The organism is Shewanella sp. Isolate13 (genome assembly GCF_022398325.1).
GTDB lineage: Bacteria > Pseudomonadota > Gammaproteobacteria > Enterobacterales > Shewanellaceae > Shewanella.
Genome location: NZ_JAKEVD010000071.1, coordinates 1 through 1,302, shown reverse-complemented (window position 1 = coordinate 1,302; position 1,302 = coordinate 1). Strand labels below are relative to the sequence as shown.

1 protein-coding gene is annotated in these 1,302 nt (G+C 28.6%); it reads left to right on the top strand.

The annotated features are described in order from the left end of the window. Positions 1-1,151: hypothetical protein (locus L1D44_RS21610; protein WP_239893254.1), on the top strand; the 1,151-nt coding region annotated here is incomplete at its 5' end. Positions 1,152-1,302 lie beyond the last annotated feature (151 nt).

Below are 1,302 nucleotides of genomic sequence, written 5' to 3'. Positions count from 1 at the left end.
CTGTTAAAGCTTACTCTGTATTTCTTTCTAATATATTTTTATTAGGTCTGAATTATTCCTTTTTCTTCCTTATTAAGAATAGTAATGAAAATAATGCCGTAACGCATATATATAAAGAATCACTGAGTTTGATATTTAAAGTGTTTTTGGTTTTTTTATTGATTCTATTTCTTTATTTTGGTTTTAACAAAGATGTAATCTCGACAGAAGACCAGGTAATTGTATCACTTGCTGTTTTTTGTGCTCTTGTTTTAAGTGTATTTTCATTGTTAGCAAAAAGAGACGCCTTTAATAATAACTATAAACGATTCTTTATCTATACGTCATCAAACAATATCATTCTGCTTTTCTTTGCTTTGCTTGGTAGTTTTTTATATTTTGGTGTTTTAGTTTTTATATTCTTCATACTTCTTATTGTGTTTCTCTTAGTGTTTTTTTCCTTTAAGACACTTGATTTTAAATCAACTATAGATTTTGCAAAAAAGAGCATGTCTTATGCAAAATATTTTTATATCCATCTTTTTTTAAGTACAGGTCTTTTAGCTTTTATTCAGTTTGTTCTAAATGATAAGGGAATGGCCACTGAGTTTAATGCACTAATAACTATATTTAGCCTACTAAATGTTGCTACAGTAGTTGTTGGGAATTATATCTTCCCTAAGCTTGTTGCTAATACAGAGTCTGAAGGTCACTTATTTCTTTCTGAGTTAACAGCAATATGTGTTTTACTGGTATCATTTTTTATTTTATTCTTTTTTGACTTTGGTGTTGAAATAATTTTCAAAGAGAATTTTATTCAACTGACTATTGTTTCGGTTTTCTTACTTCAAAGTAAAGTTCTTGAAATATCTAGCGGAATTCTTGGTTATAAGTTGAGTTCTCGATTGCAGTTTAAAAGAATATACTTTGGGTTTTTTATATATTGCTTGCCTACGTTAGTTGGTCTTGCTTTGTATTATTATGATCTAATAACATTGAATTCTTTCTGTCTATCGATTTTGATTGGGTGGCTTCTTCACTATCTGTATATTGTTATTGTTAGCTATAGTGCTCAGAAATTGCGGGGAATGCTAGTCTCTTTAAGTCTAATTCTTTGTTTATCACTACAGTATTATTTTTTATTTGATTTGATTCAAGGCTTTAGTTTATGAAAACTGTTCTTTTTGTATCTAATTTTTTTCCGAGTGATAAAACTCCAAATTTTGGCACATTTGTAAAAACTAGTGCTAATCAGCTTGAAAGTATGGGCTTTTCTTTAGATTACTCAGTCGTAAAAAGTAAGTATAAAGGACTGAGTAAGTT